Here is a 24772-nt window from a genome sequence, read left to right on the forward strand (position 1 = left end):
ATTGCAATAATTTTAAACGCAATCGAAAGCTTCAGAACGGCGCGTTAAACTTTCCAGCCTATGCATCTCCTTGACGTATGACTGAGGCCAGCGACATACCGCAAAGGCGGACCTTCGCGCGGATCGGCACCTTCCTGGCCGAACGACGGGGGCTGGTGCGCGACTATTTTTCAGCCATCAGCGGCGCCGGTGGGCGACTGGTGTTTTCACTCGCCTATTTCATCGCGCTCGCCAACACGCTCTCGATCGCTGAATTCGGCATGTTCGCCACCGCCTCGGCGGCCGGCGTCATGCTGTCGCGGATCCTGGCCTTCGGTTTCATTTCGGCGCTCTATCGCACCGCCACCATCCGGCCCAATCTGATCGGCACCTTCACCGCGGGTTTCATGCTGCTCGGCGTCGCCTCGCTGCCGCTCTTGGCCGCCGCCTCCTTCGGCGTCTACCTGCTCTTCTTCGCCGGCACCGTGCCGCTGTCGGTATTCACGGCGATCGTCTTTGCCGAGGCGTTGCTGTGGCGGCCGGTGGAGGTGGCGCTGATCGTCAACAACGGACTGGGCAAATTCGGCCGTGCCGCCGTGCTGGCGATCCTGGCAACCGCGCTGCGGGCGCTCGGCGCGGTGCTGTTCATGTTCTCGGCACAGCACAGCATCTGGGCGTGGTCCTGGTTCTATATCAGCGCCAACGCCGCCTCCCTGCTACTCGCCTTCGGCTGGTTCTATCCGCGCCAGAGGCTGCGGCTGCGCATCGAGCTCTATATGCGGCGGCTCGCCGATTCGATCTATGTCGCCGGCGCCGAGGTGTTGTTCTACCTGCAATCGGAATTCGACAAGCTGCTGGTGCTGGCGATCGGCGGCCCGCATCTGGCCGGCATCTATGCCATCATCATGCGGCTGGTTGACCTGACCGCAATTCCGATCCGTACCTTCTCCATGATGCTGGTGCAGCGCATGATGCGCGCGCCGGATCTGTTGTCGCGGCTGACGGTCAAGAGCGGCATCGAAGGGGGCGTGTTCGCGGTCTCGACGGCGGCGCTCGCGGCGCTTGGCATCGTGCTGCATTTCTTCCCCAACGCGCTTGGCAAGAATGTCTCGGAAGCCGCGCCCCTGGTGGCGCTGGCGATCTGCGTTCCGGGATTGCGCAATCTGGTCGAATACCAGGCCGAGCTTCTGTTCGCGCGCGGCCAGACGCTGGTGCGGGCGCTCAATCTCGGCCTGCTCGCCGCGCTTAAGGCGCTGCTGCTGACCTATGTGCTGACCACCATTACCGATACATCCGATCTGGTGCTGTCGCTTAACATCGTCTTCCTGCTGCTCTATCTCGCGTCGATGCTGCTGACCTATTCGGCGCTGCGCAGACCGGCGAAGGCAATCTAGAACAAGTCAGCGATCAAGCCCGATCAGGCGGCGGATGCGGCCGATATCGGTACCGATGAAGGACTGCATGCCGATCGCCACCTGCTCCGGCGCCATGCCGGCGACGAAGCGGCGGAACTCGTCGTCCGACAGCGCCTCGCCCGTCCAGTGGACGCGGCAGAATTCCTCCGAACCGTGGAAGTGGCCGGCTCCGTCCAGCAGATCATCGACATAGCGGCCGTAGATCATGCATTCGGAGAATTTGCGCGCCGAGCCTATGACCTCGACCCAGTCCCGGCCATGGATCTCTTCAATCCGGCCGCACATGGCAAGCACCGTGTCCCGACGCCAGGCGATCAGCGTCGAGATATAATCATGGGCCGATGTCCGGGACGGGTCGATGCCGAGTGCCGCACCGGCATTGCGCGACCACAGGCGGTGCTCGTCGTGGCCCTCATCGGCAAGCACGCCATCGCGGCGGAACAGGCGCGCCTTCCCGTCGTGCCAGAAGGCACCGCAATCGAACGCCTTCAGGAAAGCGACGTCGGAATCGCAGAAGATCAGGACGTCTTCCCCGGCATGCGCCGCAATGGCGATACGGCGCAACTGCTGCACATGCCAGCCGCGCAGCGGCTGGGTCTTCAGGCTGAGCCAGACGCGCCGGCGAAACAGGCTGAGCGGATCGTCGAAGGCGCGCAGCCAGCGCGGCAAGAGGTCCCGTTCATCGACGACCGAGCGGCGGCTGGTCTCCAACTGACGGAAAAGCGCGAGGTCGCGATGTTCGACCAGAATGTAGTGGCGCACGGCACCGGAGACGTGCCGGTCGAGCGTTTCGCACAGCAGGCGGCAGCGCTCGAAATCCGGGGCGTAGCTTGCCGTCACCACCGCTGCCGTCGGCGTTTTCGCCAACACGCCCGGGCCGGTCAGCGGGTCTGGGACGAAGCGCTTGTTCAACGAAACTCTCCGGGAACATCCGTGACGGTCTCGGCACCCCGCGACCATTTCTGCCTGACGACGCGCCACAGGAACACGGGATTGCCGACCACGTAGCGACGCCAGAGCCGGCCGGGCTCGACCGCCAGCCTGAACAGCCATTCCAGCCTCAGCCGGCGCATCCATAGCGGGGCGCGCGGCACCGAGCCGCTCAGGAAATCGAGCAACGCGCCGACCGCGACCGGCAGCGTGCAGTGGCGTTCGTCGATATGGCGCTCGATCCACAGCTCCTGGCGCGGCACGCCCATCGCGACCAGCAGCATGTCCGGCCGCAGTTTTGCGATCCGGTCGATGATCTCCGGCTCCTGTTCGGCGGAGAAATAGCCATCGTGAATGACCACGAAATCGTGCTGCACGGCAAGTGCCGCCAGCTTCACCGACGCCGCCTCGGCGTTGACACGCGTCGCACCGAGCAGCCCCACGGTCAGCCGCCTCTTGGAGGCCTGCAGGAAGGCCGGCACGAAATCGGTGCCGTTGAGATTGTCGGGAAACGGCGCCCCGTAGAGAAGCTTCGCGGCGAGATCGACGCCGATGCCGTCCGGCAGGATGAGGAAATCGTCGAGCGCCTCGGCGAAGACCGGGTCGGTATAGGCGATGTTGGCATTGTGGGCGTTGAGGAAGCTCACCTTGGTGAAGCGCTTCTCGGCTAGCAGGCGATTGAGCAGGGCGATCGCATCGTTCCAGCGGATGGCGAGCACCGGGATGCCGAGGATCATTTTCAGACTGTCGAGCCCGAACGCGGCGCGGGCGGCGTGCATGTTCATGCGAACACCTCCTGCCGGACAGCGCCGAGTTTTTCGAGGCCGACACGCACCGCGGCATCGAGCGCCTTGACCTGCTGGCGATGGAAGGCGCCGCCATCGACATCGTGGATATCGGCCGCGGCTGCCTCCAGTGACCGGGCGAAGCTGGCCGGGTCATCGGTGACCACGCAATTGGCGGGGCGATGGTCGATGCCGCGTAGCGAGCGGCTGGTTGCGACCGAGGGCAGACCAAGCTCGAATGTCTCGATGGTCTTCAGCTGCACGCCGCTGCCCGCGGTGCTGATCAGCGGGATGACGGCCGCGCCACGGACGAAAGCCCTGGCGTCCGGGACACGGCCGACGAACTCGACCCCCGGATGCGCCGAGGCGACGCCGTAAGGCATGTGGCCCGCGATGCGGATACGGAAATCAGGCTTGAGATGCGGCACCACCTTGCCCAGGAACCAATCGAGGCCGATGCGGTTCGGCTGCCAGGTCCAGGTGCCGATCAAGGCCGCGTCGCAGTCGATCGGACGTCGGCCTTTGGGGATTGGCGCCGTGGCGCCGGTGACCAGCGGCAGCACAGCCGAACGGTCATCCGAGGCGACACCGAGTGCCACGCGATCCTCCTCGGCCAACGTGAAGACGAAGCGCGCACGCCTGCAGAGGCGCTCTTCCACCAGCTTGAGCAGCCTTGCCTCGCGCCGGAACAGCAGGCGCTGGAAAATGCCGTCGGCGGCAACGGCATTCTCGCGGGCCGAGAGATGCTCGACATTGTGGGCGACGAAGATCGAGGGCCGGTCCCCCAAGAGCTTTTCGAAAGCGCCGGCGAACTGCACGGAATTCAGCACATAGCCGTCGAACGGACCGGCTCGTTCGATGGCGGACTGAACATCGTGCTCGGACACCGCAAGCAACTTGACCGACGCGAAGGTGAGGCCCGAAAATACTGCCTTGCCGAGCCAGGCGAGCTTTTGCAGCGGGGAAGCACTTTCGGTGCGCACGTCGATCGCACCTAGCACCACCGTATTTTCGGGATCCATCGCGACTTTTCCGGGCCAGGTGAAGCCGATGACCGTCACGCGCGCGCCGGCGCGCCGCAAGGCGGCGATGACCGCGGCGTTGGCGATCTCGTAGCCCGAGGCAAGAGCACCGTCGGGCACGATCGATGTGGCGAACAGCAGATGCATCTCACTATCCTGTGGTGTAGCCGGTAGCAAAGCGCGGTGAACCCTTGATTAAACGAGCACGACCAGCGCGCCAAAGCCCATGCCTGGCGGGCTTCTCCGTGCAAGGTGATTAACGAAACCTTATCAACCGTGGTGCTACCAGAACGCGACTCACGACGCGGCTGGACACGGATGATCCCTTTGCCATTGGACGGTTCGGTATCGATCGCGGGACGGTCTCCCCGGCTCGACGTCGAGGCCGTCGAAGCGATCGTCACCTTGCCGACCTTCAAGCGGCCGCAACAGGTGCTGGAGACGCTGGCATCGCTGCGCGCGCAACAAACCGGCAGGCGCTTTGCCGTCATCGTCATGGAAAACGAAGCCGAGGCGCGGGAGGGCGCCAAGGCGGCGCTGCCGCTGTTCGAACGCGGCGAGATGCCAGGCATGGTCATCATCGCGCACGAGCGCGGCAATTGCAGCGCCTATAATGCCGGCTGGCAGACGGCGATCCTGCATTTCCCGAACTTCCGGCATCTGCTGGTCATCGACGATGACGAGCTCGCCGATCCGCAATGGCTGGAGCGGATGTGCGGCACTGCCGAAACGCTCGGCGCCGATATCGTTGGCGGCCCGCAAGTGCCCGTCTTTGCCGATCCCGCCCATGTGAAATGGGCCGGCCATCCTGTCTTCGCGCCGCCCTACCGGGAGACCGGGCGGGTGCCCGCGCTCTATTCGTCCGGCAATCTTCTGGTCGGGCGCGGCGTGTTGACCGCCATGGGGACGCCGTTCCTCGATCTCAGATTCAATTTCATGGGCGGCGGCGACGCCGACTTTCTCAGCCGGTCGGCGCAAAAAGGCTTCGTGCTGGGCTGGTGCGCCGAAGCCAAGGTGCGGGAGACGGTTCCGGCCCGGCGCGTCGAGAGCGACTGGATCCGCGCCCGCAGCCTGCGCAACGGTGTCATCTCGACACTGGTGGAAAAGAAGAAGCGCGCCGGCACGCCCTTCGGCAGTGCCAAGGTGTTCGCCAAGAGCCTGGCGCTGCTTGCCGTCTCGCCGCTTCGCGGCATCATGCGGCTGGCGCGGACCGGATCGCCGGCGATCGCGCTCTATCCCATCCATGTGGCGCTTGGCCGCGTGCTGGCCGAATTCGGATATGCCAATGAGCAATACCGCCAGCCTGAGAAAAACTGATCGCGCCCCGCTCAGCGCCGCGTTCACGCGCGACGGCGTGGCGACCGCGATCGCCGCGCTGCTGTTCACCGTCATCATGGTGTCGTTCCGCCCGTTCCAGCCGGCCGGCGCCGAACTCACCGGCGACGGCGGCGACATCGTCAACCAGCTCGGCTTCGGCTCGCTCGGCGCTGTTTCGATCTTCGCGCTGACGGCTTTCGCCGATCCGCGCGTCGTGCGCTCGCTGCTCAGCCCGTCCTGGATACTGATGCTCGGCTTCTTCTTCCTGTCGGTGGTGCTGGCGACCGATCCGCCCTCGGCAATGCGCGCTGCGTCCTTCACCATGATCGGCATCCTGACGATGGCAACGATCCTGGCGCTGCCCCGCGACGCCGAGTCCTTCTCCAGGGTCATCATCTTCACCGCCGTCGTGGTGATGGGCCTGTCCTATTTCGGCCTCCTCGCCTTTCCGCACGAGGCGATGCACACGGCCGACTCGCAGGAGCCCGAACATGCCGGCCTGTGGCGCGGCGTGTTCACCCACAAGAACATCGCCGGACCGATCATGGCCTGCTTCAGTTTCGCCGGCCTCTATCTCTATCGGCGCGGTCAGCGCTGGTGGGGCGCTGGTATCTTCTGCGCGGCGATGATCTTCATGCTGCACACTGGCTCCAAGACCACCGCCGGGCTGGTGCCGTTCTCGATCCTGATCGTGATGTTCCCGAGCCTGATGGGCATGCGGCTCGGCACGCCGATCCTGTTTGCGCTGGCGGTCATCGCCACGGCGGTCGGCACGCTGGGCATCGTCTTCCTGCCGCCGGTCAAACATCTGGCGGCGATCTATTTTCCCGACATGACCTACACCGGCCGCACCACGCTGTGGGAGTTCGCCGGCTCGATGCTGGCGAAGAAACCGTGGACCGGCTACGGTTATGAGAGCTTCTGGGGCACGCCGCTGCTGTTCAACCAGGACCAGCCCTTTGACCGCCCGTGGGACATCAGGACCATCGTGCACGGCCATGACGGTTATCTCGACATCGCCGTGCTGATGGGCATCCCTGCCCTTTGCGTCGCTGTCTACACTTTCCTCATCGCGCCGCTGCGCGACTACATGCGCATTCCGCTGCGCAAGGAAAACATCTTTCTCGGCGATTTCTTCATGATGGTGGTGCTGTTCACCGCCCTCAACGCCTTTCTCGAAAGCTTCTTCTTCCATCGCGGCGATCCGGTCTGGCTGTTCTTCGTCTTCGGCGTGCTGGGCCTCAGGCAAGTGTCGCTGCGGCCGATCGCGGTGCGCGCGCCCGTGCAGCGATCCTGAGAGGGCTTCCCCGCCGATCCGCGAGCGTCTATGTCATGGCCTTTGCTTGGAGGGCTCTCGATGACGATCAGGCTTGTTCTCGCCGGCTGCGGCAATATGGGTTACGCCATGCTCTCGGGCTGGCTGAAATCCGGCAAGCTTGCACCCTCGGCGGTCTTCGTGGTCGAGCCCAATGAAGACCTGCGCCAGCGCGCGGCGGCTTTGGGCTGCGGCACGGCGGCGGAAGCCGGAGCCATTCCGGCGGACGCGGTGCCTGACCTCGTCGTCATCGCCGTGAAGCCGCAGGTGATCCGTGACGTCACCGCCGCCTACAAGCGCTTCGGCGACGGCCGCACCACATTCGTCAGCATTGCCGCCGGCACACCCTCCGCCACCTTCGAGGCGATCCTCGGCAACCGCGCGCCGATCGTGCGCTGCATGCCCAACACACCCGCCGCCATCGGCAAGGGCATGATGGTGGTCTATTCCAACCCCCTGGTTTCCGACGACGCCAAGCGCTTCGTCGCGGATCTTTTGTCGGCGAGCGGCGAAGTGACCACCATCGACGACGAAGGCCTTATGGACGCGGTGACGGCCGTCTCAGGATCGGGGCCGGCCTACATCTTCCATTTCATCGAGGCGCTGACCGTGGCCGCCGAAAAAGCCGGCCTGCCGGCGGCGACCGCCAGGCTGCTTGCCATGCAGACCGTCTACGGCGCCGCGTCGCTTGCGGCGGAAAGCCGTGAGGATCCGGGCGTGCTACGCCAGCAGGTGACCAGCCCCAACGGCACGACGGCGGCCGCGCTTGGCGTGTTGATGGGCGAGGACCGGCTGACCAACCTCCTCACGCAAGCGGTGGAAGCGGCGCGGCTAAGGTCGATCGAACTGGGAAAGTAGGGTGGCGACGGCTCGGAGGTGTCAGGGCCATCCCCACATTTCACTGATCTCGTCCTTGTCCATGGTTCGGCCTCCCGCCCCTGCCTTGGCTCTAAGATCGTCAGCTATGATGGCGAGCCTTTTGGCGAGTGGGAGTTGCTCTCGCCGCAGTTCGGATTCAAGCGCTTCGATGACCGCCTTGGCCATCGACGTATTGCGCAAGTCTGCAAGCCGTCTCGCCAACTCGCGTGCGCGCGGATTTCTGATGTGAAGCTTCATCTGGGTCCTCTACGCGATGATTTTGACAGATGGAAGCGAACGGCGCAGCGGAGCAAAATTCTGCACCCGCCGCAACGCTTCTAAATCACGGAATGGATCCCGGGGTCTGCGCCGCGTCGCTACGCTCCTTGCTTCGCCCCAGGATGACGAAGTAGCGGTTAGCTCTTTCCAGGCAACGGGAGGCTTAGCTCCCGTACAGAAGCTCATCCTGCAGCTTGCGCAAGGCGAACAGCCTGGTCGTCTGGTCGGGCGCGGCATTGTCGGCCGTCAGCAAATCGCCTTTCCTGACCGGCTTCAACACCTTGCCGCCCTCGAGCAGGCCGACCGGGACGGCGCGCTGGGCGCGGGCTTCGCCGACGGTCATGGTCCAGGAGCGATAACACGTCTCGCCGATCGCATCGAAGGTCTCGCCGGCCACGAGATCGCGCTTGGCGACCGCGCAGACCTCGGCGACCGGCCTCGGCAGCGGCACCATGTCGGGCTTGCCGAACAGCACGATGCGGGCTGCGGTGAGCGGCACTTCCAGCGACGTCAAATGGTAGGGCCGGAACAGGCTGTAATAAGGGCCGTGGCCGATATGCAGGTCGTCCATGCGCTCGATAATGCGTGGATGCGTCGCCTCGACGATGACGAAGACGCCGGGCGCGACACCCTTGCCGATGGTGTAGTCGACGACACCCTTCTTCAGCAGGAGGCCGCCGTCTTGGCGCGGGATCAACACCTTGACGAGGTCGTCGCGGTCGGCCTTCGGACCATGCATGCCGGGCACGTCGGGCACCAGTCCGGTGGCGTTGGCGATGGCGCACATCTCGACCATGGTCTTGGAGCCGTCGACGAACTCGACCAGCATGCGCGGGTTCATGTTGCGGCGGATCGCTTCCTCGCGATAGTCGTCGGGCACGGCATCGTGGTTGAGCGGGTTGTTCTTGCCCTTGCCGGCCGAGACGATGGTCAGGCCGAGGGCGGACGCGAACTCGATCAGTTCCATGCAACTCGACGGCTCGTCGCCGGCGCCGACCGAATAGACGACGCCGAGCCGGTCGGCCTGCTGTTTGAGGTAGCAGCCGATGGTGACGTCGGCCTCGACATTCATCATGACCAGATGCTTGCCATGCTCCATCGCCATGAGGTCGAAATCGGCGGCGACGCCGGGTTTTCCCGTGGCGTCGATGACGACGTCGATCAGTGGATTGGTGACCAGCATCTCATTCGAGGTGATGGCTATTTTTCCCGCCTCTATCGCCGCGGTGACTGTCGACGCGGCGTCGGCCTCGACCGCCATCCCTTCGTCACCATAGGCGATACGGATGGCGTCGCGCGCGGTGTGCGGGCGGCGCGTCGAGACTGCGCAGACCGCGATGCCCGGCATCAGCATGCCTTGCGTGACAAGGTCGGTGCCCATCTCGCCGGAGCCGATGACGCCGATGCGCACGGGGCGGCCCTCGGCCGCGCGTCTGGCGAGATCGCGGGCAAGTCCGGTCAAGGCCACATTGGTCATGCAGGGGATGTCCACAGCTTCTTGATTTGGGGCCGAATTAGCAGGGACGGGTCCGCTGTGCCAATGAAACCGCTCGCGGCCGGCGATTTCCAACGGAAACGCCGGGAAAAGCTGCATTCGCCGCGAATTATTGGCCCAAAGGGTTGCCAATTGACATTGCCGTGAACAGCCCCAATAAAACATTCGTTTGCTAACAAAGGCAAATGTTCATTCCGACAGCCTGTTCGGACGAGCATTCCGCCTCTCGTTAGGTAGGGGAGGCCTTTGCGCCAAGGCGGCAAAGGCGTTGACGAGATCAACGGAGCATCTTCGGGCAGAGCCCGCGGCTCCAGGGGAGGAAGAATGGATACTCTACTTGCTGGCCTCAAGGGGGCCATCGACACGCTCGGCGCGACAGTCCTGCTGCCGATCGTCATTTTCATCATTGCCGTGGTTTTGGGCGCCAAGGTCAGCAAGGCCTTTCGCGCCGCCGTGACCATCGGCGTCGCCTTCATCGGTATCAACCTCGTGCTTGGCCTGATGTTCACGTCGATCGGCGACGTGGCCAAGGCCATTGTCACCAACACCGGCATCCATCGCGACATCATCGATGTCGGCTGGCCTTCGGCGGCGGCGATCGCCTTCGGCTCGTCGGTCGGGCTTTGGGTCATCCCGGTCGGCATCCTGGTCAACATCGTGCTGCTTTTGACGCGCATGACACGTACGCTCAATGTCGACGTCTGGAATTTCTGGCACTTCGCCTTCGTCGGTTCGCTTGTCGTTGCCGCCACCAACAATCTGGCTTACGGCATTGCGATCGCGGCGCTCGTCGCAGCGCTTTCGCTGCTTTTCGCCGACTGGTCGGCGCGCGCGGTTCAGCAGTTCTACGGCGTGCCCGGCATTTCGGTGCCGCACCTCGCCTCGGCGCAGATCCTGCCGATCGCCATCATCCTGAACTGGATCATGGACCGCATTCCCGGCATCAACCGCATCAACATCAACACCGAAACCATCGAGCGCCGCTTCGGCGTGTTCGGTGAACCGGTCGTGCTTGGCCTGATCATCGGCCTCGTGCTCGGCGCCATCGCCTTCTACAATGCCGGCGATCTCGGCACGGTGCTGGCCAAGGTGCTGGGCACCGGTATGACGCTGGCCGCGGTCATGCTGCTGTTGCCGCGTATGGTCAAGATCCTGATGGAAGGCCTGCTTCCGGTTTCCGACGCGGCGCAGGAATTCGTGCGCAAGCGCACCGGCGACCGCGAGCTTCTCGTCGGCCTCGATTCGGCGATCCTGATCGGCCATCCCGCGGCGATCTCGTCGTCGCTGATCCTGGTGCCGATCGCGATCATCCTGTCGGTGATCCTGCCGGGCAACCGCGTCATCCTGTTCGCCGACCTGGCGGTTATCCCCTTCATCGTCGCCATGACCGCGCCGCTGGTCAAAGGCAATGTGTTCCGCATGGTGGTGATCGGCACGGTGACCTTGGCGATCGGTTTCTATGTCGCCAACGCGCTGGCGCCGCTGTTCACAAGTGCCGCCGTCGCATCGGGCTTCAAGCTGCCGGCGGATGCGCTGCAGATCACCTCGGTGGTCGACGGCTTCCTGTGGGTTCCCTACGTGATCATCGAGGCGATCCAAGGGCTTGGGCTTGCTGGCATCATCCTCATCGCGGTGGTCATAGCCGCCCTGTTCGTGCTCTATCGCCGCAATACGCTTGGCTGGGAGCGGGCGGCGGGCGCCGAGGACGAGCCTGCCGAAGGCACGGCCTGACCCTTCATCGCGCCTCAATTTGACACGATCGTGCGCCCTTCGCGGGCGCACGATTTCCAACGGAGCAAGATATGTCCGACGGCCTCATGCAGCTTCTGGATCCCGAAGCGATCGTGCTCGGGTCGGATGCCTCGACCAATGAGGAGATCATCCGTATCCTCGCGGGCAGGCTCGAGGCTCTCGGCTATGTCAAAAGCTCCTATGCCGACGCGGTCGTGCGCCGCGAAATGACCATCCCGACGGGACTGCCCCTGGAGCGCGCCGATAATGTCGCGGTGCCGCACACCGATCCCGAGCATGTGCTGAAGCCCGGCATCGCGATGGGCACGCTGATTAAGCCGGTGACCTTCGCCAACATGGAAGATCCCGACGAGAAGCTGCCGGTCGGCTTCGTCTTCCTGCTTGCCATCAATGACAAGGACAAGCAGATTGAAGCGCTGCAGTCCGTCATGGCCACCATCCAGAATCCCGATGCATTGGACGGCTTGAGGTCGGCCAGGAACCTCGACGACGTGCGTGCCGTGCTCGGCTGATAACCCAAGGAGGAGCAGCAAATGTCCAAACAGAAAACAATTCTCTTTGCCTGCGGCACCGGCATCGCCACCTCGACGGCGGTCAACGTCGCCGTCACCGAGGCGATGAAGAAGCGCGGCCTTACCTTCAACGCGCAACAGGCCAAGGCGACCGAAGTGCCGGGGCTGGCCGACAGTGTCGACTTCATCGTCTCCACGACCCCGATCTCGGCTTCAGTGACCAAGCCGGTCATCAAGGGCCTCGCCTTCCTCACCGGCATCGGCAAGGACAAGGTGCTCGACGAGATCGAGGCGCAGCTGCGCAAGTAGGTCGCGGACGACGCGGCCTTGCCGAGGGTGGTTCAGGCCACCCTGACGTAGCTCGTCATGCCCGATTTCTGGTGCTCGATGATGTGGCAATGCAGCAGCCAGTCACCGGGATTGTCGGCGACGAAGCCCAGGCTCACCTTCTCGTTAGGCTGGATGAGGTAGGTGTCCGAAATCCACGGCTGCACCGGACGCGTCGATGACGACAGCACCTTGAAGCTCATGCCGTGCAGATGCATCGGGTGCGATTGCGGCGTCAGGTTCTCCATGTCGATGATGTAACTCCTGCCGAGCTTCAATTCGGCCAAAGGCGTGGTCGGGTCCGGCGTATCGCCTGGCCACGGCACTTTGTTGATGGCCCAGAAACTGTAGCCGAGCGAACCGCAGATGCCGTCGCTGGGGATGTTTTCCGCTGTAGCGCTTAGCGCCAGTGAAATATGCTGGGCAGTGCTGAGATCGACCTCCGCCACCGGATTGACCTCCAGCGGTGCTAGGTCGCGACTATCCCGCTTCAGCGAATTGCCTGTGGCGCGCAGCGTCGCGAGAACCTTGGGCTTGGTGCCCCTGACGTCGCGCAGGCTGACGATCGCGCCCTCCTCGTCCGGCATACGGATGGCGAGTTCCATGCGTTGCCCGGGCCCAAGCAGCAAGGCGTCGGGCGCAAAGCGCTGCGGCACCGGATTGCCGTCCAGCGCCATCACCATTGCTTCGGCCCCGTCGACGCGAAAGGCATAGATGCGGGTGACATCGGTGATCGCGACGCGCAGACGCGTCAGCCCGCCGGCCGGCGCGTCATATCGCGGCTGGTCTAGCCAGTTGGCGGTGCGCACCGTGCCGTAAGTGCCGGTTCTCGCCGCATCGCGCGGCCGGAACTGGTCGATGAACTGGGCGTCGTCGCCAAGGCGCCAGTCGCGCAGGTTGAGGACCACTTCGGCATCGAATTTCGGATCTTTCGGGTTTTCGACCACGATCACGCCGGTCAGGCCGTGGCCCATCTGCTCAAGCGTATTGCAGTGCGGATGGTACCAGAAGGTGCCGGCGTCCGGCGGGGTGAAGGCGTAGTCGAAATGGTCGCCGGTATAGACATAGGGCTGCACCAGGAACGGCACGCCATCCATCTTGTTCGGCACGCGGATGCCGTGCCAGTGGATGGTCGTCGGATCGTCTATGGCGTTGACCAGGCGCGCGGCGAAGGGTTCGCCTTTCTTCATCCTGATCACCGGCGGCATCCCGGCATTGCCATAGGTCAGCACATTGTTGGTCTGGCCACCGTCCATCAGCTTGGCCGCGATTTTCGCCGTTCGCAGCTCTATCGGCTCAGGCGTCGCGGCGAAGCCGCCCAGCCGGCCCATGGCGGCGAGCCCGACGCCGCTCGCACCGGCAACCGCGGCAGTCTTGAGCAGTCCGCGGCGTGTAAATACGGTCATGTCGCACTCCAACGGAAAAGCTGACTGTCCTGCGCAGCTTTGCCGTAATAGCCGGACTGGCATGCGTTTGCCAACGCTGCCGGTCGCGACGGCCCCCTCGCCGTCAGTGCAACGCGGCCAGCAGTGCCCGTGCCGGGACGCATTCTGGACGATGGCAGCTGATCGGTGGCCTTGTGGCGGGTCTATGCCTGATCCACGCTCGCCAGGAAGCGGGCGAAGATCGGATTAAAGCGGTCGGGTGAATCCCAGAACGGCGCGTGGCCCGATTTGTCGAGCAGATGCGCCTTGCCTTCCCACAAATTGGAAAACTTGACCGCCGCGAGGAAATCGGTGTTGACGAACGGTTCGTCGACGCCGTTGAGCACGCCGATCGGCGGCGTCTTGCCGGCGACGATCTCGCGCTGGTTGCGGCCGGTGCCGGCGGCGAACTTCTCGAACATCAGGCGCCGCGCCCGCCCGTCGGTGCGCGCCACCGTGTCGATCAGGAACGGCTCGAACGGTTCGCCGCAGGTGCTGCGCGCATAGGCCTCGACATCGTCGGCGCTGAAGGTTTCCTGCCCGGCAAGGTGCATATGAGGACTCTGCTTGAAACCGTTGCCGACCTCCTCTGGCGATACCGGCGGGGTGCCCGTGATCATCAGGCCAAGCAGGCCGGGATAACGGTCGATCATCTCCAGCCCGATATGGCCGCCGAGCGACCAGCCGAAGACGATGGCCTTGCCGACCCCGAGCAATCCCAACACTTCGGTCATCGCATCGGCGTAGCCTTCCATGCTGTAGGAGCGATCGGGATCGATGGCGTCGCCGGATGCGCCGTGGCCGGGCAGATCGGGAGCGATCATGTGGTAGCGGTCGCCCAGCGGGCTCTCGAGCTGGTTGCGGAAGACCGCGCTTGACGACGAATTGCCGTGGATCAGCAGCACGGCGGTGCCTTTGCCGTCGGTCTCGCGAACGGCGATCTTGCCGTGGCTGGTTTCAAGGGTCTTCTGCGAGGTCGTCATGGTCGGCTCCGTCTGGACTTGCCTTGTTTTAGTGCAGATGCGCAGCAAAGCGCCATGGCTTCTATACCTTTGCGGGAACCGTCTTCCCGGTCAGGTTGCGTTGAAAAATCCTTTTCAAATAAGAACAATTATGCGTAGATTGTCAATTATCCAACTCCCGATGAACGGGAGGAAAACAGGGAACGGCACGATGAAATCCAAATCCGCAGGCAACAGAATCCGCCATATGCTGATGAGCACGGCCCTGATTGCGGCATTCGCCACCGCAAGCGCGCCCGCTTTCGCCGATGTCGTCAAGATCGGCCTGCTGGCGCCGATCACCGGCCCCGCCGCGGCCGACGGCCAGGAGTTCCAGCGTGGCGTGCAGATGGCGATCGACGAGGCGAATGCGGCCGGCGGCGTTGCCGGCAACACGTTCGAACTGGTGGTCGGCGACGTCAAGGATCAGTCGGCCGGCAACGTCACCAGCGCGGTCGAGCGCCTGCTTGGCGATCCTGGTGTGCAGTTCATGCTCACCGGCTACGCCAGCCTGACCAATTTCGAGATCGACAACATGGCCGAGGCCGAGATGCCCTACATGCTGGCGGCCACCTCGCAGCAGACCAGGGACATCATCGCCCCGAACCCAGACAAATACATGTGCTGCTGGTCGCTGACGCCGTCGTTCGACGCCTACAACACCGACGTCACCCTTTTCGTCGAGAAGCTCGCTGCCGACGGCAAGATCACCTTGCCGACCAAGAAGGTCGCCATCATCTCCTCCGACAACGCCTATTCGAAAACCATCTCGGAAGGCATGAAGAAGACCTTCAAGGAGAAGGGCTGGACCATCACCGTCGACGAGATCGTGCCGTTCGGCGAGGTGACCGACTGGCGCTCGATCCTCGCCAAGGTGCGCGAGAACGTTCCCGACGTCGTCATCAACACCGACTATCTGCCGGGCAATTCGGCATCGTTCCTGAACCAGTTCCTCGAGCAGCCGACCAAGAGCCTGGTCTTCCTGCAATATGCGCCGAGCGTTCCGGAATTCGTCGAACTGACCGGCAAGAAGTCGAACGGCGTCATCTACAATCTTCTCGGCGGCGCGCTGACCACACCTAAGAACCCGCGTGCCGACGAGGTAGCGGCCAAGTTCAAGGCGAAATACGGCGTCGAGAGCGGCACCTACGGCGTCGGCCTCTACGAAATGACCAATGTCTATTTCGACGCGGTCAAGAAAGTCGGCGGCGCATCCGACCATGCGGCGATCATGAAGGCGCTGTCGGAGACCGACAAGCAGGTTGCGGAAGGCCGGCTGAAATTCGATCCCGCCACGCATCTCGCCACGCAGGGCGACGACTATATCCCGATCACCTTCTTCCAGATCTGGGATGGCCAGCGCACGTTGATCTCGCCGGAGAAATACGCCACCGGCGCCTTCAAGCCGCAGCCGTGGATGCAATAGGCTAATGGCATTGCTTGAACTGGACGACGTGTCGAAGGCCTTCGGTTCGCTGAAGGCCGTCGATGGCGTGTCGTTCAAGGTCGAGGCCGGCGAAATCTTCGGTATCGCCGGCCCGAACGGCAGCGGCAAGAGCACGCTGTTCAACATCATCACCGGCATCCCGTTCGGGCCGGACAGGGGCAACATCCGCTTTAACGGGACCGCCATCAACGGCAAGCCGGGGCATGCCATCGCGCGCCTTGGCCTTGCCCGCACCTTTCAGCGCGAGACCAGTTTCGACGGGCTGACCGTGTTCGAGAACGCGCTGATCGGCGCGAGCTATGGCAAGCAGGAGAAGACGGCCGCGGCGGCCCGCGATGCCGCGGCCGAGGCGTTGGAATTCGTCGGTCTGGGATCAGCGTCGTTCGGGCGGCTGGCCGGCGAGCTTTCCGTCTTCGAACGCAAATGCCTGATGCTTGCCACCGCGATCGCCATGCAGCCCCGCATGCTTTTGCTCGACGAGCCGGCGTCGAGCCTGACCAAGCCCGAGATCGAGACGTCGATCGGTCTGATCCGCCGCACCGCAGAGCGCGGCATCACCATTCTCCTGATCGAACATGTGCTGACCTTCCTGATGAGCCTGTCGCGGCATCTGCTGGTGCTCAACAATGGCCGCGTGCTCGCCGCCGGCGAGCCGGAGAGCGTGATCGCCGACCCGCGCGTCATCGAGGCCTATCTCGGAACCCGGAGAGCGGTGGCGTGAACCCTATTCTCACCGTCGAAGGCATCACCGCCGGCTATGGCCGCGTCACCGTGCTGCACGACATTTCGCTGGAGGCCGGGCGCTTCGGCAATGTCGGCCTGTTCGGGCCGAACGGTCATGGCAAGACGACCTTGTTGCGTGCCATCTCCGGGCTGCTGCAGGCCAAAAGCGGCCGCATCCAATTCGACGGACAGGACATATCGGGCCTCAGCGCCCGCGCCATCGTCGGTACCGGCCTGATCCATGTGCCGCAGGGCAACCGGCTATTTCCCGATCTCTCCATCGCCGACTGCATGGCGCTGGGCGCCTATTCGCCGCGCGCCCGCCCGCATGAGGCGGAGAACCGCGAGAAGGTGGTCAAGCTGTTCCCGAAACTCGCCGAACGCTGGCGCCAGCGCGTGCGCACGCTGTCGGGCGGCGAGCGCCAGATGGTGTCGATCGGTACCGCACTGATGAGCCATCCGCGCCTGCTGATCCTCGACGAGCCGACGCTTGGGCTGGCGCCCAAGATCAAGGACGAGCTCTGCGCCTCCGTTATGGACATTTCGCGCGGCGGCGTGCCGCTCATCGTCGTCGAGCAGGACATCGAATTCCTGCTGGAGCTGACGCAGCAACTCTACCTCGTCAATCACGGCGCGGTGGCAACCGAGATCAAGCCGGGCGAAAGCCTCGACCACGGCGAGATCATGTCGATGTATTTTGGCCACTAGGATTCCAAGATGAGCGCATTGGCGGAAATCCTGTTCGGCGGCCTGTTCCAGGGCTCGCTCTACGCCATGATGGCGGTCGGGCTCGCTTTGGTCTGGACGACGATCGGCGTGTTCAACTTCAGCCATGGCGTGTTCATGATGCTGGGGGCCTACATCGCCTGGCAGCTGGTTGAACTCGGCCTGCCGGCGGCGGTGGCCTTTCCCATCGCCGTCGTCGTCATGGCCGGCGTCGGCTGGATCCTGCAGGCGAGCGTCGTGCGGCCGCTGATCGGCCGGCCCAACATCGTGCTGGTCGTCGTCATCACCACGCTTGCCGCCGGATCGCTGATCGAGAACGGCGCGCTCACCATCTGGGGGCCGCGCTCCAAGCAGATCCCGGCGCTCATCGACGGCAACACCACGATCGGCGGTGTCGGCGTTTCGTTGCACCAGATCGCCATCATCGTCATCACGCCGCTGATCCTGGCGGCGCTGTGGATGTTCCTCAACCGCACGCGGCTCGGACTGGCATTGCGCGCCGTGGCGCAGAACGAGGATGCGAGCCATCTGGTTGGTCTCAACGTCACCGCGCTCTATGGCCTGGCCTTCGCCATCGCCGCCTCGCTGGCGGGGCTCGCCGGCATCTTCATGGGCGGCTATCGCTTCATGTCGCCGGTCATGGGCTCGGACCCGCTGCTCAAGGCGCTGATCGTTGTCGTCTTCGGCGGCATATCGAGCATATCGGGCCCGATCTTCGCCGCCTATCTGATCGGCTTCTTCGAGGCCGCCTGCAGCTATTATTTCGGTCTCTACTGGACGCCGGCGCTGCTATTCGGCGTGCTGATCCTGACCCTGATGGTGCGCCCCGAGGGCATTTTCGCCAGCCGCTCGCGAGGCCTCGCATGACCGACACGACCTCTCCAATCACCCAGATACGGATGGCGGCGGCAAACCCGGTCGCGCCCGGCCGCACGCCGTGGAAGCACGAGGCCGTCGGTTTCGTGCTCGGCTTCACCATGCTGGCGCTGCTGCCGCTGCTCTTCGGCGACACCTATGCCCGCCACATCCTGATCATGGCCTTCATCTATGCCATCGTGGCGTCCAACTGGGATCTCAGCCTCGGCTATGGCGGCGTCTTCAACTTCGGCCATCTGGCGCTGTTCGGCATCGGCGTCTACGCCTACAGCCTGCTCACCAAACTGGCCGGACTCGACCCCTGGATCGCGCTCCTCGCCAGCGGTGTCATCGCCACCCTGGCGGCGATCGTGGTGACCATCCCGATCCTGCGGCTGAAGGGCATCTATATCATCCTGGTCACCTTCGGCTTCGCGCAGCTCATCATGCAGGTCATCCTCAGCCAGTCCGACATTACCGGCGGCACGCAAGGGCTGGTGCGCATTCCCGGCCTCTACTGGTTCGACCACAACATGGTCCGCGACGCCAAATTAGCCTATTTCTACATCGCGCTGGCGCTGCTGGTGGCGAGCACGCTGTTCCTGCGCGTGTTCGTGCGTTCGCGCACCGGCGCCAGCATCGTGGCGCTGCGCGACAATGAGGAATACGCCATCAGCCGCGGCGTCTCGATCGTGCGCCAGCGCATGCTGACGCTCGCGGCAAGCGCCTTCTTCACCGGCATCGCCGGCGCCTTCTACGCCGCCTACCAGCGCAATGCCTCGATCGACGTGTTCGGCATGAGTCTGGCGACCATCATCCTGTCGATGGTGCTGCTGGGTGGCACCAGCACGATCTACGGCGCCATCATCGCCTCGTTCGTGCTGACGATCTTCGCCGAGTGGATGGCCGATTTCGGCGCATGGCGTCCGATCATCACGGCGGTGCTGATCATCGGCGTGATGCTGGCCTATCCGAGCGGACTGGCCGGCATGATCAAGTCGGCATGGAATGTTGTCGCCGGGCGGATCAAACGCCCGGCCTGACCGCCTGGAAAGATTACGTCTCTCAGCGCACGCCGCACCAGTCGATCACCGAAGCGGCGATCACCTTGGCGGTCTCGACCACCGATTCCACCTCGACATATTCGTTGGCGCCATGGAAACCATCGCCCGATGGGCCGAAGATGACGCCGTCGACGCCAGCGCCGGCATAGTGCGCGGCATCGCAGACGGCGACGAAGCCGCTTGTCTTCGGCGCCTTGCCGATGGCGGCCTTTCGCTGCATCAGCGACGTCACCAGAGGATGATCGACCGGGGTGTTCATGGGCGGGAAATGCAGCCCGCCGAGCTCCCACTGGATGACAGGCGGGTTGTCGCGCAGCCAGGCGTCGGCCTGCGCGAAATGATGGACAAACGTCTCGAAGTCGCGGCGGTATTCGGCCGAGGTTTCATCGGGCAGGAATTTCATGTCGAGGTCGAGCACCGCGACATCGGGAATGATGGCCGGATTGGTCATCACCGTCGGCAGGCCGTGCTCGCCGAGGCCCGTTCCGCCATGCATGACCCCGATGTTGATCGTGTTCATGCCGACTGGCAGCAGCGGGTGGGATTTCGCCCGCGTCCGGTCCAGCTCGTATTGGCGAACGGCGGCGATGAAGCGGGCTGCGATCTCGATCGCGTTGACGCCCGGCTTCAGCCGGTCCTTGTCGTGTCTCTGCGGATAGATTTCATTGTAACGCAGCGCCGAATGCGCATTGCGACCACGGATCGTCACCCGCGCCCATTCGAGCCCGCCCTCGACCGGCAGGACATCGCCCCAGGTCGGCTCGGCGACCAGCACCGCCTTGGCAAGCTTGCCTTTCCTGACCGCGTCCATGGCGCCGAAACCGCCGGCCTCCTCGTCGACGACGGAGTGGATCGCCAGCCGCCCCTGCAGCGTGATGCCGGCCTTGCGGATCGCGTGCGCGGCAGCGACACAAGCCGCGACGCCGCCCTTCATGTCGACCGCGCCACGGCCATAGAGACGGCCATCGGTGACCTCGCCACCGAAGGGGTCGACCGACCAATCCTTCATCTCGCCGACCGGCACCACGTCGATATGGCCGCACAGGATCAGGCTGCGCTCCTCGTTTCCGGCCCATTCGCCGACCAGATTGGGCCGACCGGGCAAGGCGTCCCACTGCTCGGTGCGGAAGCCATCCTGCTTGAGGACCGGTTCGAGCAGCGCCTGGACGTCCGCCTCGCGGTTGATCGCCGGATTGGCTTCGAATTTGGGATTGACCGACGGGATGCGGACCATGTCGCGGACCAGGCCGATCAGCCAGTCGCGGTCGGCCTCGATTTCAGCCTGCACGGCATCGATGATCGTCTGGGTGTCAGCCATGGCTATTCCTTTCTCGCATCGCCGCCCTGGGCGTTTCGACGCTATTTCCTCGGGGTTCTTGGTTTGGCGGTTTCGGTATCGGACGGCGACAGAGCGGCATCGAGGGTAACGGCATTGGCGCTGCGGATCTTCTCGATATCCTCGATGCGCTTGCGCACCCCGGCGCCATGGCCTTCCAGCGCGTGGGCGAAAACGGTCTCCATCTGGGCCACGGCGGTCGCCAGCGTGTCGAAGGGCGAGTTGGCGTCGATCGCCGCGACCATGGTCAGGTCGGCGATGTCAGCGATCGGCGACAGCCACACATCGGTGAAAAGCAGGACGGAAACGCCGCGTTCATGCGCCTGCTGCGCAAAGCTCACCACATCCGACTGGTAGCGCCGGTAGTCGAAGACGACGAGAAGGTCGCGCTTGCCAAGGTCGATCAACAGGTCGAAATCGGCGGGGCTGAGCGAACCGATGTCGCGCACGCCGGAGCGGAACTGCAGGAGGTAGCCAGCAAGCATGGAGGCGATATGCCGGCTGAAACGACCGCCCAGCAGCACGACCTGGCCCTTTGTCTCGAGCAACAGGTTGACGGCTCGCGTATAGGCCTGCAGCGGCACCGCCGTGCGCGTGCGCTCCAGACTGTCGGAAACCGAATGGAAGTAGGCGAGCGCGGTGCCTTCGCTGGAGCCGCCGGGACGCTTGGCCTCCATCATCAAAAGCGGCGAGTGCAGCCGGGATTCCACCTCCGTGAGCAACCGCGCCTGGAAATCCGCGAAACCGACATAGCCGAGCTTGGTCATCAGCCGTGTCACGCTCGGGTCACTGACGCCCGCGCGCCGCGCCAGCCGGGTCGCCGTTCCCAGGCCGGACATCGGATAATCGGCGAGCAGGACCTGCACGATTTTTTCTTCCGCCGATGTGAACGCCAAGGTGGTGTTGGCCAGTTCTTCGCGGATCGACATGGTCATCGCCTCTCGCTGACGGGAAGACGATTATCTTACAATTTCATGTCCGATTGTCAAATTTGGAAAATATCTTACAGAACAGGACAGGCGACCTATTTGAAGCTGGCGATGGGCAGGAACTTGACCGCGGAGCCGGCAAAGCGGCGGTGATCGGAGGTCTGTCCCCGGGGCCGGAACCCCTCGAGATAAACCTGCTCCGGCGTGGTGCGGATGAAATTGGCGGCCGATCCGGCTCCGCCGGCAATGCTATGAGCAGCCGCAACCGGCCGGCCGGTCGACGCCGGGGGCGCTATGACGGCGGTGGCCTTGGGATCGACACGTGGCTGGACACGGTCGGCCTTGGGGCTGGTCCTGACACGATCTTCTGACTTCGATGCAGGGACTGCAATGCGCTGAGCGGCCGGCCGATCGAGGCCGCCATCGGGATGATGCATGGCCAGCAAGGCACCGATTGCATCGGTGGATTTGGCGGCCTCCGCCTGACGCGCCAAGCCTGTCTGGCCCTCCGGCCGCCATGTCGGCAAGGGAATGTTGAGCGCCACCATGTCCGGCGCGGCGATCGCGGGAGCACCCGCCTTGGCCGATAGAATCTCGGCGTCGGGCGCCGCCTGTTCGGCCCGCGCCGTGGCTGCGCCCGCCGCCTGGAGCGGTTCCGGCTGCGGGGTCGGGGTGCTGGCCACGAGCCCGGCGCGCGGTGCGAAGGCGGGCAACGGCACCGCACGAGGCGCCAGCGCCATGACGATCGCTTCGGGCGTCTTCGCGGGCGTTTCTTCAGCCGGGCGGTCGGAAGCCATCTGGATATCCGCCCGCTGGGCAACCTCCGGCGCCACAATGGCGATGCCCTGTCCGGCCGTCCTGTGTTCAACTGATTTTGGTTCAACGGATTTGGGTTCAACCGGCTTGGCCGGCTTGCGTGGCGCCGGCGCCGCTTCAGCGGCGTCATCGGCTTCATCCGCGCCGCGCCCGCCCAACAGCGTCGCCAGCAGGCCACGCGCCGGCCTGCGCTGGCCGGCGTCCGCGCTTGCCAGCTCGATGTTGGGCGTGCCGCCGGCCTTGCGCGATTTGTAGGCGGCAAACGCCTGCTCGTAGCCAGGCAGCGGCTTGCCGTCGCTCGGCACATGCAGCGTGTTGCCGTTCGGGAAGACCCTGGCGAGTTCCTGGCGGCTGATGCCCGGCCAATGCCGCACATTGCCGACGTCCATGTGGATGAAAGGCGAACCGGAGGTCGGATAATAGCCGACGCCGCCGCCCTGCATCTTGAGGCCGATGTCACGCAATTTCTTCAGCGGCACGTCCGGCAGGAAGAAGTCCATGGCGCGGCCGACCATATGCTGGCTTTCCCGGGCCACCCCTTTGGAGCGGCCGCGCAGCATGGCGTTGGTCGCCGGCGAACGATAGGCGCTGACCACATGGATATAGCTGTTCGAGCCGCTGGCGCGGTAGGCCTGCCAGACCAGGTCGAGCAGGCGCGGATCCATCCTGGTCGGCTCGTTGCGGCGCCAGTCGCGCAGCATGAAATTGATCTTCTTCAATCCCGCCTGATCGTAACGTCCATCGCGTTTGAAAACGATCTCCGCCTTCTCGCCCGTGTGGAGATGCTGAATTCGCAGGGCCCGCGTTTCGCCGAACGCATCGGTGACGCACATGCAAAGGAATGCAACCAGGAGGGCCGGCAAGCGTGCCCAACTATGGGAAGCGCCGGGCGCGTTTTGTTGGCTTTCAATCACGTTCATGCCTTGCACATTGTTTTTGTTTCAGGCGATTTGACGTCTTCGCCTGATGCGGAGCCTTCTTTCTTGGCGGTCTCGACCCGAGAAGGCATGGGTTCGACCCGGGGCAGACGGGAATCCGTCCCAAACCCGTCATGTCGATGAACAGCATCTTGGTTAACGAATTGTGTCGGTGCCCGGCATGGGCCGTCCCACGGTGAATTCAATCAATCGCCTCAGCGGAACAGATATTTCGAGACTTCCGGGTTGCCGCGCCGCCACATCACATTGTCCAGGAAATAGTGATGAACGTTGATGAATATCCAGGCGATGAAGAGGAAAAGCGACGAGCCGAGCACCGCCTTGTCGTAAGGCACCAGGTCGATCAGCGCCATCGGCACCAGCCAGAAGCCGAGCGCGCCAAGAATGCCGCCCACGACGATGAACGCCAGCACGCGCAGCCTGTACAGAGGTCCAAGAATGGACAGGACCTTCCATGCCGGCCTCTCGACGGCGTCCGGACGGTCGCGCTCGACATTGGTCTGGTAGCGCCAGACCACGGCCAGGTACTGCAATGAATGGAGCGCCGGCACCACCAGCAGCCAGAGAGGGTTCAGCGTCACGAACAGGATCCAGGCATAGAGCGACACGACATAGGCGACGACGCCATTATAAGGCAGCGCCCCACCATGCTTGCGCCAGCGATTGATGAACATCACGGCGGTAGCCGCCGAGGAAGCAGCCGCGATCGACATGGCGATGGTGATGAGCCATGGCGGGACCGCGAACGTGTAATAATCCAGACCCCAGAATTGCCTTTCGGTGATCACCACGTTTGTCTGGAGCCATGCGAACAGCCACACGGCGTAGCCGTTGAACAGCAACACCTTCTTGTCCTGCTCGCTGAAGAATTTGCGCTTCAGCACGGCGTCCACCATCAGCATGCCGTAGCCTTGCTTGACGTAGTGCCAGCCCACGAAAAAGCCCATCGCGTTGGTCGCGTAGCCGAGCAGCCGGGCGTTCCCCGTCAGCGAGCCATAGGCAAAGAAGGCAATCATGGCCAACGGGACGACGATGCCGGCAATGACATAACGGATCTGGAGATTCCGGCCGTAGCCGTCGCCGCGTATCTTGCGCGCGAAATCGCGGTAGAAGATCTGGTATGAATGACCAAAGTGCGGCTGGTTTATGAGGTGGGACAGCAAGAACATCGCCAGCGTCAGGGTAGCTTCGTACCTGAGAGGCACAAAATACAGGACCGGCAGGATCAGAAGCGCGCTTCCGCCAAGCATGAAAAAGTCGATGAACGGTCCAAAGAGATATTTTTGCGGCGTGGCCGCGGCTGACGCTGGGGCATCCGCCGAAAGGTGAAGTGCCATATTACCTTCCCCTGTGCTCGATCATTTAGCCATCGACCCGGGCGCCAGACAAGCCGTCGGCGAGCGAAAACGATCAGCCGGCCATTGCCACGAGACCGGCGACCGCATTGAGGCGCATGGCGAGATGCCAATTGCGGACCTGCTCCGATCCGCCGAACAGGACACATCCGACGCGTGCCGGGGGAACCAG

Annotated in this window: 23 protein-coding genes; 12 read left to right on the forward strand and 11 right to left on the reverse strand. The window is 63.9% G+C overall.

The window, feature by feature from the left end; genetic code table 11:
• Window positions 1-77: 77 nt before the first annotated feature.
• Window positions 78-1373 carry a lipopolysaccharide biosynthesis protein gene (locus tag FJ948_RS15915; protein WP_140705950.1) on the forward strand — a complete coding sequence of 432 codons (1296 nt, stop codon included), beginning with the start codon at window positions 78-80 and terminating at the stop codon, window positions 1371-1373.
• Between the two features lie 6 nt (window positions 1374-1379).
• On the opposite strand, the gene FJ948_RS15920 is transcribed toward FJ948_RS15915, so the two are convergent.
• Genes FJ948_RS15920 through FJ948_RS15930 form a run of 3 tightly spaced genes read right to left on the reverse strand, consistent with a single transcriptional unit; the run spans window position 1380 to window position 4278 of the window.
• Window positions 1380-2306, reverse strand: a complete 927-nt coding sequence (locus tag FJ948_RS15920) for a DUF6492 family protein (RefSeq protein WP_140705951.1) — start codon at window positions 2304-2306, stop codon at window positions 1380-1382.
• A complete protein-coding gene (locus FJ948_RS15925) occupies window positions 2303-3109 on the reverse strand; it encodes a WecB/TagA/CpsF family glycosyltransferase (RefSeq protein ID WP_140705953.1) in 807 nt (268 codons plus the stop codon). The genes FJ948_RS15920 and FJ948_RS15925 overlap by 4 nt, the downstream gene beginning before the upstream one ends.
• Window positions 3106-4278, reverse strand: a complete 1173-nt coding sequence (locus tag FJ948_RS15930; protein ID WP_140705955.1) for a glycosyltransferase family 4 protein — start codon at window positions 4276-4278, stop codon at window positions 3106-3108. Before FJ948_RS15930 ends, FJ948_RS15925 begins: the two co-directional genes overlap by 4 nt.
• A 171-nt stretch (window positions 4279-4449) precedes the next feature.
• On the opposite strand from FJ948_RS15930, the gene FJ948_RS15935 reads away from it, so the two are divergent.
• Genes FJ948_RS15935 through proC form a run of 3 tightly spaced genes read left to right on the forward strand, consistent with a single transcriptional unit; the run spans window position 4450 to window position 7621 of the window.
• Window positions 4450-5448, forward strand: coding sequence for a glycosyltransferase (locus FJ948_RS15935; RefSeq protein ID WP_140705957.1), 999 nt, complete (start codon window positions 4450-4452; stop codon window positions 5446-5448).
• Window positions 5417-6745: an O-antigen ligase gene (locus FJ948_RS15940; protein WP_140705959.1), complete on the forward strand. Its 1329-nt coding sequence runs from the start codon at window positions 5417-5419 to the stop codon at window positions 6743-6745. The genes FJ948_RS15935 and FJ948_RS15940 overlap by 32 nt, the downstream gene beginning before the upstream one ends.
• 60 nt (window positions 6746-6805) lie before the next feature.
• Window positions 6806-7621, forward strand: coding sequence for a pyrroline-5-carboxylate reductase (gene proC, locus FJ948_RS15945; RefSeq protein ID WP_140705961.1), 816 nt, complete (start codon window positions 6806-6808; stop codon window positions 7619-7621).
• Window positions 7622-7642: 21 nt separating this feature from the next.
• Here the strand turns inward: proC and FJ948_RS15950 are convergent, their stop codons facing one another.
• Window positions 7643-7879, reverse strand: coding sequence for a type II toxin-antitoxin system VapB family antitoxin (locus FJ948_RS15950; RefSeq protein WP_140705963.1), 237 nt, complete (start codon window positions 7877-7879; stop codon window positions 7643-7645).
• A 184-nt stretch (window positions 7880-8063) separates the two neighbouring features.
• Window positions 8064-9377, reverse strand: a complete 1314-nt coding sequence (locus FJ948_RS15955; protein WP_140705965.1) for an NAD(P)H-dependent oxidoreductase — start codon at window positions 9375-9377, stop codon at window positions 8064-8066.
• A gap of 342 nt (window positions 9378-9719) precedes the next feature.
• Here FJ948_RS15955 and FJ948_RS15960 point away from each other — a divergent pair, with 342 nt between their 5' ends.
• From FJ948_RS15960 to FJ948_RS15970, 3 genes are all read left to right on the forward strand, one after another.
• The gene (locus FJ948_RS15960; RefSeq protein ID WP_140705967.1) at window positions 9720-11126 is read left to right on the forward strand and encodes a PTS transporter subunit IIC; all 1407 of its coding nucleotides are present in this window, start codon (window positions 9720-9722) and stop codon (window positions 11124-11126) included.
• A gap of 71 nt (window positions 11127-11197) precedes the next feature.
• Window positions 11198-11659 carry a PTS sugar transporter subunit IIA gene (locus FJ948_RS15965; RefSeq protein WP_140705969.1) on the forward strand — a complete coding sequence of 154 codons (462 nt, stop codon included), beginning with the start codon at window positions 11198-11200 and terminating at the stop codon, window positions 11657-11659.
• A 21-nt stretch (window positions 11660-11680) separates the two neighbouring features.
• Complete coding sequence (locus tag FJ948_RS15970) at window positions 11681-11968, forward strand: PTS sugar transporter subunit IIB (RefSeq protein ID WP_140705971.1); 288 nt, start codon at window positions 11681-11683, stop codon at window positions 11966-11968.
• A gap of 32 nt (window positions 11969-12000) precedes the next feature.
• Here the strand turns inward: FJ948_RS15970 and FJ948_RS15975 are convergent, their stop codons facing one another.
• Window positions 12001-13392 (reverse strand): multicopper oxidase family protein, encoded by a 1392-nt coding sequence (locus FJ948_RS15975; protein WP_140705973.1) that lies wholly within the window; start codon window positions 13390-13392, stop codon window positions 12001-12003.
• 182 nt (window positions 13393-13574) lie between these two features.
• A complete protein-coding gene (locus FJ948_RS15980) occupies window positions 13575-14393 on the reverse strand; it encodes an alpha/beta hydrolase (protein WP_140705975.1) in 819 nt (272 codons plus the stop codon).
• Between the two features lie 190 nt (window positions 14394-14583).
• Here FJ948_RS15980 and FJ948_RS15985 point away from each other — a divergent pair, with 190 nt between their 5' ends.
• The 5 genes from FJ948_RS15985 to FJ948_RS16005 are packed head-to-tail and all read left to right on the forward strand — an operon-like array spanning window position 14584 to window position 19205.
• The gene (locus tag FJ948_RS15985) at window positions 14584-15837 is read left to right on the forward strand and encodes an ABC transporter substrate-binding protein (RefSeq protein ID WP_140705977.1); all 1254 of its coding nucleotides are present in this window, start codon (window positions 14584-14586) and stop codon (window positions 15835-15837) included.
• A 4-nt stretch (window positions 15838-15841) separates the two neighbouring features.
• Window positions 15842-16579 carry an ABC transporter ATP-binding protein gene (locus FJ948_RS15990; protein ID WP_140705979.1) on the forward strand — a complete coding sequence of 246 codons (738 nt, stop codon included), beginning with the start codon at window positions 15842-15844 and terminating at the stop codon, window positions 16577-16579.
• Entirely contained in the window at window positions 16576-17289 is a 714-nt protein-coding gene (locus FJ948_RS15995) for an ABC transporter ATP-binding protein (protein ID WP_140705981.1), read from the forward strand. The genes FJ948_RS15990 and FJ948_RS15995 overlap by 4 nt, the downstream gene beginning before the upstream one ends.
• Window positions 17290-17298: 9 nt before the next feature.
• Complete coding sequence (locus FJ948_RS16000) at window positions 17299-18174, forward strand: branched-chain amino acid ABC transporter permease (RefSeq protein WP_140705983.1); 876 nt, start codon at window positions 17299-17301, stop codon at window positions 18172-18174.
• Window positions 18171-19205: a branched-chain amino acid ABC transporter permease gene (locus FJ948_RS16005; RefSeq protein WP_140705985.1), complete on the forward strand. Its 1035-nt coding sequence runs from the start codon at window positions 18171-18173 to the stop codon at window positions 19203-19205. Before FJ948_RS16000 ends, FJ948_RS16005 begins: the two co-directional genes overlap by 4 nt.
• Before the next feature lie 22 nt (window positions 19206-19227).
• Here the strand turns inward: FJ948_RS16005 and FJ948_RS16010 are convergent, their stop codons facing one another.
• The 4 genes from FJ948_RS16010 to FJ948_RS16025 form a co-directional block, all read right to left on the reverse strand.
• A complete protein-coding gene (locus FJ948_RS16010; RefSeq protein WP_140705987.1) occupies window positions 19228-20544 on the reverse strand; it encodes an ArgE/DapE family deacylase in 1317 nt (438 codons plus the stop codon).
• Window positions 20545-20585: 41 nt separating this feature from the next.
• Entirely contained in the window at window positions 20586-21491 is a 906-nt protein-coding gene (locus FJ948_RS16015) for a MurR/RpiR family transcriptional regulator (RefSeq protein WP_140705989.1), read from the reverse strand.
• A 95-nt stretch (window positions 21492-21586) separates the two neighbouring features.
• Window positions 21587-23227 carry a DUF882 domain-containing protein gene (locus FJ948_RS16020; RefSeq protein WP_140705991.1) on the reverse strand — a complete coding sequence of 547 codons (1641 nt, stop codon included), beginning with the start codon at window positions 23225-23227 and terminating at the stop codon, window positions 21587-21589.
• Window positions 23228-23439: 212 nt separating this feature from the next.
• Window positions 23440-24582 (reverse strand): hypothetical protein, encoded by a 1143-nt coding sequence (locus tag FJ948_RS16025; RefSeq protein ID WP_140705993.1) that lies wholly within the window; start codon window positions 24580-24582, stop codon window positions 23440-23442.
• Between the last annotated feature and the right edge of the window lie 190 nt (window positions 24583-24772).

Source organism: Mesorhizobium sp. B2-3-12 (genome assembly GCF_006442205.1).
In the GTDB taxonomy this organism is placed as follows: domain Bacteria; phylum Pseudomonadota; class Alphaproteobacteria; order Rhizobiales; family Rhizobiaceae; genus Mesorhizobium.

What these genes read in the sequence shown, in the direction of transcription:
- FJ948_RS15915 (WP_140705950.1), top strand. Translation starts at nt 78, where the DNA reads ATGACTGAGGCCAGCGACATACCGCAAAGGCGGACCTTCGCGCGGATC.
- FJ948_RS15925 (WP_140705953.1), bottom strand. Translation starts at nt 3,109, where the DNA reads ATGAACATGCACGCCGCCCGCGCCGCGTTCGGGCTCGACAGTCTGAAA.
- FJ948_RS15930 (WP_140705955.1), bottom strand. Translation starts at nt 4,278, where the DNA reads ATGCATCTGCTGTTCGCCACATCGATCGTGCCCGACGGTGCTCTTGCC.
- FJ948_RS15935 (WP_140705957.1), top strand. Translation starts at nt 4,450, where the DNA reads ATGATCCCTTTGCCATTGGACGGTTCGGTATCGATCGCGGGACGGTCT.
- FJ948_RS15940 (WP_140705959.1), top strand. Translation starts at nt 5,417, where the DNA reads ATGAGCAATACCGCCAGCCTGAGAAAAACTGATCGCGCCCCGCTCAGC.
- proC (WP_140705961.1), top strand. Translation starts at nt 6,806, where the DNA reads ATGACGATCAGGCTTGTTCTCGCCGGCTGCGGCAATATGGGTTACGCC.
- FJ948_RS15950 (WP_140705963.1), bottom strand. Translation starts at nt 7,879, where the DNA reads ATGAAGCTTCACATCAGAAATCCGCGCGCACGCGAGTTGGCGAGACGG.
- FJ948_RS15955 (WP_140705965.1), bottom strand. Translation starts at nt 9,377, where the DNA reads ATGACCAATGTGGCCTTGACCGGACTTGCCCGCGATCTCGCCAGACGC.
- FJ948_RS15960 (WP_140705967.1), top strand. Translation starts at nt 9,720, where the DNA reads ATGGATACTCTACTTGCTGGCCTCAAGGGGGCCATCGACACGCTCGGC.
- FJ948_RS15965 (WP_140705969.1), top strand. Translation starts at nt 11,198, where the DNA reads ATGTCCGACGGCCTCATGCAGCTTCTGGATCCCGAAGCGATCGTGCTC.
- FJ948_RS15970 (WP_140705971.1), top strand. Translation starts at nt 11,681, where the DNA reads ATGTCCAAACAGAAAACAATTCTCTTTGCCTGCGGCACCGGCATCGCC.
- FJ948_RS15975 (WP_140705973.1), bottom strand. Translation starts at nt 13,392, where the DNA reads ATGACCGTATTTACACGCCGCGGACTGCTCAAGACTGCCGCGGTTGCC.
- FJ948_RS15980 (WP_140705975.1), bottom strand. Translation starts at nt 14,393, where the DNA reads ATGACGACCTCGCAGAAGACCCTTGAAACCAGCCACGGCAAGATCGCC.
- FJ948_RS15985 (WP_140705977.1), top strand. Translation starts at nt 14,584, where the DNA reads ATGAAATCCAAATCCGCAGGCAACAGAATCCGCCATATGCTGATGAGC.
- FJ948_RS15990 (WP_140705979.1), top strand. Translation starts at nt 15,842, where the DNA reads ATGGCATTGCTTGAACTGGACGACGTGTCGAAGGCCTTCGGTTCGCTG.
- FJ948_RS16000 (WP_140705983.1), top strand. Translation starts at nt 17,299, where the DNA reads ATGAGCGCATTGGCGGAAATCCTGTTCGGCGGCCTGTTCCAGGGCTCG.
- FJ948_RS16005 (WP_140705985.1), top strand. Translation starts at nt 18,171, where the DNA reads ATGACCGACACGACCTCTCCAATCACCCAGATACGGATGGCGGCGGCA.
- FJ948_RS16010 (WP_140705987.1), bottom strand. Translation starts at nt 20,544, where the DNA reads ATGGCTGACACCCAGACGATCATCGATGCCGTGCAGGCTGAAATCGAG.
- FJ948_RS16015 (WP_140705989.1), bottom strand. Translation starts at nt 21,491, where the DNA reads ATGTCGATCCGCGAAGAACTGGCCAACACCACCTTGGCGTTCACATCG.
- FJ948_RS16020 (WP_140705991.1), bottom strand. Translation starts at nt 23,227, where the DNA reads ATGAACGTGATTGAAAGCCAACAAAACGCGCCCGGCGCTTCCCATAGT.
- FJ948_RS16025 (WP_140705993.1), bottom strand. Translation starts at nt 24,582, where the DNA reads ATGGCACTTCACCTTTCGGCGGATGCCCCAGCGTCAGCCGCGGCCACG.